General features: G+C 33.4%; 4 protein-coding genes. 2 read left to right on the plus strand and 2 right to left on the minus strand.

Annotation, left to right across the window (positions count from 1 at the left end):
- Positions 1-1,836, minus strand: a 1,836-nt coding sequence (locus F8N00_RS16480) for an AAA family ATPase (protein ID WP_421018599.1), incomplete at its 3' end; no start/stop codon positions are given.
- A gap of 187 nt (positions 1,837-2,023) precedes the next feature.
- On the opposite strand from F8N00_RS16480, the gene F8N00_RS16485 reads away from it, so the two are divergent.
- Entirely contained in the window at positions 2,024-2,413 is a 390-nt protein-coding gene (locus F8N00_RS16485; RefSeq protein ID WP_075642729.1) for a RidA family protein, read from the plus strand.
- Between the two features lie 56 nt (positions 2,414-2,469).
- On the opposite strand, the gene F8N00_RS16490 is transcribed toward F8N00_RS16485, so the two are convergent.
- The gene (locus F8N00_RS16490) at positions 2,470-3,285 is read right to left on the minus strand and encodes a hypothetical protein (protein WP_075642730.1); all 816 of its coding nucleotides are present in this window, start codon (positions 3,283-3,285) and stop codon (positions 2,470-2,472) included.
- Between the two features lie 350 nt (positions 3,286-3,635).
- On the opposite strand from F8N00_RS16490, the gene F8N00_RS16495 reads away from it, so the two are divergent.
- On the plus strand, positions 3,636-4,187 hold the full coding sequence (locus F8N00_RS16495) for a DUF4352 domain-containing protein (RefSeq protein ID WP_421018600.1): 552 nt from the start codon (positions 3,636-3,638) through the stop codon (positions 4,185-4,187).
- Positions 4,188-4,392: the final 205 nt, after the last annotated feature.

A 4,392-nucleotide genomic window follows, 5' to 3' on the forward strand; every position in this document is an offset into this window, starting at 1 on the left:
TCTCGTGGGCTCGGAGATGTGTATAAGAGACAGGATTAAAGCAACTTTCCAATTCAAGACTTGTTCAGTGTAATGATTCACCGCATTTTGAACTCTTTTCGAGAAGTCGTATTTCTTCTGTAATTCAGAATCAGACTCTATATTTTCTCCAAGACGTCTTAATTCATGCATCAATTTTGTGAGTTCTTCTTTAATTTGATTCACTTTATTTCTTCTTACACGACGAGTTTTCTCTTTGTCACCTACGTCGCGATTTAACACCTCAATTTCGCGTTCAATTTCAGAAGCATCTACCGCAGATGGTGCCAAACTCACTCTTCGATTTAAATTTTTCAAATCATTTTCGTACTTTGAAATGTTTCGAATTACATTCTTTATTTGATCAGCCTTAGCATTTGAAGCTAAATTCGACAACATTTTTTTTGTATCGTTTGTAATATCATGAAGTACTTCTACTTCTTCAATTTTTGAAATGTTGTGATCTTCCATCCAAATAGTTTTTCCTAGTTCTTGAATTTGAACAAGCTGTTGTTCCGTTAAAGCAGGGCTTAAGGGCTTTGCCAGTAATTGATTCATGAACTCTTCATAAGGCTTTAATGCAGCTGTTGAACGAATCACCTTTTCTTGAGCAAGTTGTTCTTCATTTAAGCGTTTAGATAAAAGATTTATTTTATCCTTCAGGATAGTTGGAATAATATTTTTTTTATAGAGCGTATTTAAATTGTTTTTTTCGTTTTTCAATCGTTCTTCCAACTGACTGATTTCTTTAACAATCACATCACGCGTATCTCTATTTTTCATCAAAATATCATTTCTCTGCTTACGCAAATCCGATAATTTTGTATTACGTCCGCTTAAGTACATATCTACTCTTTCCAACTTCTCTTCTGCTTCTTTTAACTCTGTTTTCAGTGCTCCTACCATTTTGTTTATATGATTCACTTTTGCTGAGTCAGCCATTTTTGCTAGCGATCTCTCGTAATCTTTTACAATAAAATCAATATCACTTTTTAGATTATCGTAAAACATTAATCCAATCATTCTATTGATTGCATCTTTAAATTTTGTCGAGTTTCTAGAAGCAACTAATGTACTAATCTCTTCACCATCAAATATAAAGTATGGTGATGATTCCAATGGAAGCCAACCATCAATCAAGCGATTAAAGGTATCTAAATTATTATTAGTAATAATATTGTTGCTGATAGGTCTGACCGAGCCATTTCTTCTTTTAATCAATGTTCTCGTTTCACTGATCATTCTTTTGGCATTATCATATTGCCAAACTAATTTAATAGTATGCGTATAATCACTATCAACAGAAAGCGTTAGCTCTGCGCTAGACTCTCGACCACCCTCAGAAAAAAAGCGATTATTAATCGTATTTGCAAATTGTTCTTTATATTCAAGATCAGTCATATTTCTTTTACCATACAATAAAACGCGTAAAGCTTTTAAAATTGTAGTTTTACCAGCACCATTCATTCCGCCTACTAAGATGATATTTTCTTCAGACTGAACAGGCATTTTAAAATTTAATGTCTGTTTCCCATAATATGTTTTATAGTTATTTAACTTCAACTCAATAAAATCAACCGCTTGAACTTGGAGTTTTAGCGCTGAATCGTCCGATAAAATCTTTTTCTCTTTCGAGTATTGAATAATTTCTTCTTTAATTCGTTGTCTTCTTTTAGCACTTGATCCGTTTTCTGAGTAATGATCAATTTTTGCACTTTGTAAAATTTTATAAAGTGTATTAGGGAAAATATTATTATTAAGAGCCGCTTCTTTAAGAATATCGACTTCTGTTTTACTTTTAAGTGAAGAATCTTGCATTGTTACTACCTCCGTTATCTTTACAAAAAGACTAAATCTTATTACATTAATCAAGAAGTGACTAAACTTATTTTGTAACTTCAAAAAAATTGTATCTATTAACTAATTTTATCATGCGTATTTACATTTTAGTTCATAGATTACCACTATATTTTTCAAATCCCAAAAAAATAATGGAGGTCAACTAATGAATAACTTTAATGCTATAAACACAACGAACGCCCCTGCTGCGATCGGTCCTTACTCGCAAGGCTTTATCGCAAACGGAACACTCTATGCTTCCGGTCAAATCCCGATTGATCCGGCAACAGGTGAACTCGTACCAGGCGGAATCACGGAACAAACGGAACAAGTTATGCGAAACGTCGATGCCATCCTGAAAGAGGCAGGACTAACTCCCGACCGCGTAGTCAAGACAACATGCTACTTAACGAGCATGGAACACTTTGCTTCTTTTAATACGATCTATTCCGATTACTTCGCACCACACAATCACTTCCCAGCTCGGTCTTGTATCGCGGTTAAGGAACTACCAAAAGGTGCATTAGTTGAAGTCGAGATTTTAGCTATACTTTAAAAAAAGCTCCCGCCTAACATTTGTATTACGTAAAGGCGGGGAGTTTTTTAAGAAATTTATTTTTCTTTAAATCTTACTTCATTAATACTGCTTATATAGATAATGTCCCCGTTAGAGATGTTCAAACTATACTTTTGAATTCCATTTTCACCTGATTCATCTAAAATTTCATTCACATTATTCCCAACCTCACTATATACAAAAAAATTACCTGTCCCCGATGGAGTTACATCATATCGTCCTTCTGCTATATCTAATCCGACTTGCCAATAGCCAGGCGTTAATTTATTCATTTTCTCCGTGACAGCTGGTTTAAAGTTAACTGAATTGATTCCTGATATTTCAATTTCAAGTCCCTCATTTATCTGGGTAGTCACACTTTTTACACCAAATTCTTCTGTAGGATCTAGAATCTCGTTTATAGGTATATCGCCTTTAATAAAAAAATTACCTGAATTACTAGCCGTTATTACATATCTACCTACCGGAACATCTTGTCCACCAATAAACTTGCCAGAATTTAAATCAGTTTCACGTGCTGTAGAATTATCTCTTGTCAGTTGATTGTTTTCTTCACTATCACTTGTGTCTTCAGACTCATCTGAAGATTCAGATTCACTAATTTCTTGTGTTTCTTCTATTGATTGTCCTTGTTCTATTTGAGACTTATCTTCACCAATTTCGCTTTGATCAGACGAAAAATTAGACACGAATATGGTGACAAAAATTATTGAACCAACAGTAGAAAAAAATATTCTAACTCCTTTAGTAAATGCTCTCTCCCTCCACATCAAAATTAATCCAACTGGAAAAAACACAAATAATAATATAAGTATGAACAAATCAGATTGAAACACAGTTTTTTTATTCATTTTTATCTCCTTTCAGGAAATCACAAAATAAATAGTTAATATATATTATATAGTATTTTTATTTTACTTTATGTAATTATTTATAATATTATTTTTATAATTTCCTATTTTTTCGATTTATAGGATATTAAAAAATGAGTTTAAGATTAAAAGCATGCAAAAGTTTAAAAATCATTTTAATATAAATAAATTATGGTATTAATTTGGGTTTTATGATAGATTATTATTAATTCTTACTTATTTTATATTAAAATTTGTTATTTATTAAAAAATATAGCATTTTTCCATTTTAATAAGTGTAGGAAATACATAGCAATTCTTATTGAATTCGAAGGGATCGGTTTACCAGCATGAAAAAGCTTCTTAAATTGGTACTTGGTTTGATCATCGCAATCGTCATTCTTATCGTTGCAATGGTCGCATGTACATCATTCTTCGCAAACGAAGTAGACAAAGAGCTCAAAAAAGGAGGAGAAGTCACTGCAGTCGATTCAAAACAGGCTAAAGGCGATAAACAAAAAAATACGCCTAAGCATTTTGCATTCGACGATACGATCAAAGTCGGTGATGTACAGCTCACGATTTCAAAAGCTCAAAACCAGTCTCCTGCTCAATACAGCGAATCAAAAAATGGAAATGTCGTTGTATTTGATGTAACAGCAATCAATAAAGGCGATGATTCTGCTTTCATCGATGATACGGAATTCAACCTCTATATTAATGATGAACAAGTCGATTCTTATTTCGGAGATGACATGGCAATCAGTGGTGATTTAAACAAAGGTAAGACGTTAAAAGGTAAACTCTTTTACGATGCACCAAAAGGTCAGTCCCTCGAACTTATCTACAAACCTTCTTTCTCATGGAACGATAACGAAGTCGTCTTTAAAGGTAAAAATTAATGAGTAAGCGCTCCTAGTTTTAAGGAGCGCTTTTACTTTGTTTTGCTCGTCGTTGAATCGCATGCATCACGATTGGTATTTGTACAACCAGATTCAAGATACTTACTCCGATCACTAGTTGACTGACCGTCAATGGATTGAAGTACCCTTCGCCATATCCTCTCCCTACGCCTGTCTCTTATACACATCTCCGAGCCCACGAGAC

Source organism: Exiguobacterium sp. A1_3_1 (genome assembly GCF_048985645.1).
In the GTDB taxonomy this organism is placed as follows: Bacteria; Bacillota; Bacilli; order Exiguobacteriales; family Exiguobacteriaceae; genus Exiguobacterium_A; species Exiguobacterium_A indicum.